Annotated in this window: 4 protein-coding genes; 3 read left to right on the forward strand and 1 reads right to left on the reverse strand. The window is 70.6% G+C overall.

Annotated elements, in window-relative coordinates:
- Positions 1 to 331 precede the first annotated feature (331 nt).
- The 3 genes from QZT59_RS02040 to QZT59_RS02050 all read left to right on the forward strand — a co-directional run bounded on the left by QZT59_RS02040 (position 332) and on the right by QZT59_RS02050 (position 1,889).
- Positions 332 to 607: a ribonuclease P protein component 4 gene (locus QZT59_RS02040; protein ID WP_290810633.1), complete on the forward strand. Its 276-nt coding sequence runs from the start codon at positions 332 to 334 to the stop codon at positions 605 to 607.
- 83 nt (positions 608 to 690) lie between these two features.
- Complete coding sequence (locus QZT59_RS02045; RefSeq protein WP_290810636.1) at positions 691 to 939, forward strand: YhbY family RNA-binding protein; 249 nt, start codon at positions 691 to 693, stop codon at positions 937 to 939.
- Positions 936 to 1,889 carry a mechanosensitive ion channel family protein gene (locus QZT59_RS02050; RefSeq protein WP_290810639.1) on the forward strand — a complete coding sequence of 318 codons (954 nt, stop codon included), beginning with the start codon at positions 936 to 938 and terminating at the stop codon, positions 1,887 to 1,889. Before QZT59_RS02045 ends, QZT59_RS02050 begins: the two co-directional genes overlap by 4 nt.
- A 141-nt stretch (positions 1,890 to 2,030) precedes the next feature.
- Here the strand turns inward: QZT59_RS02050 and QZT59_RS02055 are convergent.
- On the reverse strand, positions 2,031 to 2,558 hold a 528-nt coding region (locus QZT59_RS02055), incomplete at its 5' end, for a kelch repeat-containing protein (protein ID WP_290810642.1).

Consider the following 2,558-nt stretch of genomic DNA (forward strand, 5'->3'; position numbering starts at 1 on the left):
ACGGGTCATTCGGACGCCGCCTCGGCCCGAACGGGTCATTCGGACGCCGCCTCGGCCCGAACGGGTCAGCTGGTTGCGGGCCCGGGACCCACCCACACCGGTCCCGAAATCGGCGGTCCGGCGGTCCACGAACCGGTACTCCCGTACCCCTCGGATTCGGCATCGAGGGGCCCGGACGGCGCAAATCAGAGTCGTCCCGTCGGTCCGCGTCGTGGAGCGCGTCTCGCGGGGCGGTAGGGACGTCTTGATCGTCGACGCGGGAACCAGCGTGGTCGACGTCGCCGCCGACCGAACGAAACACCGATGGGCGTCACGGGCCAAGCGGAAGCCGATGGCCGTCGCCGAAGAGCGGATCGACCGGCTGCAGACGCTGGCCAGAGCGGCGGCCGCGGACGGCGACCACGACCGCGCCCGGAACTACGTCCGACTGGCCCGGCGGATCGCCGAGCGCAATCGACTGCGGCTCCCGCGCCCGTTCGCCCGCTCGATCTGCGACGCGTGCGACGCCTATCTCAGGCCCGGCGAGAACGTCCGCATCCGACTCCGCGACGGCCACGTCGTGATGACCTGCGACTGCGGCGCCCAGGCCCGCTATCCCTACGACTGAGCGGAGCCGCCGGGGCCGGCGGCGAGACGAACCGTGATTCCGATTCGCGAAGATTGAAACGTGCCGCGGCCGGTACGGACTCTATGGACGATACGGAACTGAAACGCCGCGCCCACGACCTGGACGTGACCGTCTGGGTCGGCAAGGGCGGCGTCGACGCCGTCGTCGACGAGCTCGACGATCAGCTCGATTCGACGGACCTCGTGAAAGTGAAGTTCCTCCGGGCGGCTCGCGCGGGGACCGAGACCGAGGAACTCGCGGCCGATCTCGCCGAGCGCGTCGACGCGGATCTCGTCGACACCCGCGGACACACCGCCGTGATGCACCGATGACCGATCCGGTCGCGCTCTCCGCCGCGATCTCACGGGACCCGTCGGCGGTCGCCGTCCCGCTCGGCGTCGTCGAAGTCCTCGCGGAGCGGCTCGACGCGTTGACCGGCCTCGGCGGCGCGGCAGAGACGGTCGCTCAACTCCTCGTCTTCCTCGCCGCGCTGCTCGTCGTCTACGCGGTCGGGCGCCTCGTTTTCGTGACGCTCGTCCGTCGAGCGCTCGACCGGCGCAACCTCGATCGACACGCCCAGACGCCCCTGCTGTTGGTCACGAGATTCGGCGTCGCGTTCCTCGCGCTGGCGATCGCGTTCGGGATCGCCGGGTTCGGCAACTTCCTGGTCTCGATGGCCGGCATCGCCGCGGCCGCCGCCCTGGCCGTGGGTTTCGCGCTGCAGAGCGTCATCTCGAACTTCGTCGCCGGCGTCTTCATCTACACCGACAAGCCGTTCCGCACCGGCGACTGGATCGAGTGGGACGCCGGCGAGTACTCCGGGGTCGTCGAGGAGATCCACCTCCGGGTGACTCGCGTTCGAACCTTCGACAACGAGTTGCTGACGGTTCCGAACTCCCGGCTCACCGGCGGCGTCGTCAAGAACCCCGTCGACGGCGAGAGGCTCCGACTCAAGTTCGACTTCGGTATCGGCTACGACGACGACGTCGAACGGGCGACCGAGATCATCGTCGAGGAAGCCGAGCGCCACCCGGATATCATGGCGGATCCGGGCCCGTCCGTCCGGCTGACCGAACTCGGCGACTCGGACGTCGGCCTCCAGTCTCGCTTCTGGATCGCCGACCCGTCGCGAGCGGACTTCGTCCGCATCCGCGGGGAGTACGTGACGAACGTGAAGGAACGGTTCGACGAGGAGGGCATCGACATCCCCTACCCCGTCCGGACGCTGGAAGGCGGGCTCGCCGTCGAAGGCGCCGCCCGGATCGCCGACGCTGCGGAGTGAGCGGGTTCGAGCGAATCGACGTCCCGACGACGTGACGGCCGGCTCGACCGATCGGCGCCCCGACGACGTGACGGCTGGCTCGACCGATCGACGTCCCGACGACGTGACGGCCGGTTAGAGCGGTTTCATCGGCCGCCGTCTTCACGGCTCGTAGACGAACGTCCGGTCGCTCCAGGCCGTCGCCGACCAGAGTCCCTGGCGCCACGCGCCGCCGATCACGTAGAACGCGCCGTCGTGAGCGACCGCCGTCGGGCCGTGCAGGGGGAGCGGAACGGCGGGCGCGTCGGTCCACGCCCCTTCTTCCGGGTCGTACGCTTCGTGGACGTCCGTCGTCCAGCCGGTGACGGCGGCGGGATCCTCCCCGCCGCCGAGGTGGTATCGCCCGTCGACGACGGCGCCCGCGGCGCCGCTTCGCGGCTCGGGTTCGGGGCGGACGGGTTCCCACTCGTTCGCGTCCGGGTCGTACGCCTCGACCGTCGGAACGTTCTCGCCGTCCCAGCGGCCGCCGACGGCCAGGATTCGGTCGTCGACGACGCCCGCCGCGAGGTGGTCCCGGGGCGTCGGGATCGGCGGGCCGCGGTCCCAGACGTCCGCCCCGGGGTCGAAGGTGAGTACGTCGTGCGAGTCGGTCGTGTGGCCGCCGATGGCGTAGAGACGGTCGTCGACCGC

This window comes from Halovivax sp., from assembly GCA_007119345.1.
Taxonomy (GTDB): domain Archaea; phylum Halobacteriota; class Halobacteria; order Halobacteriales; family Natrialbaceae; genus Halovivax.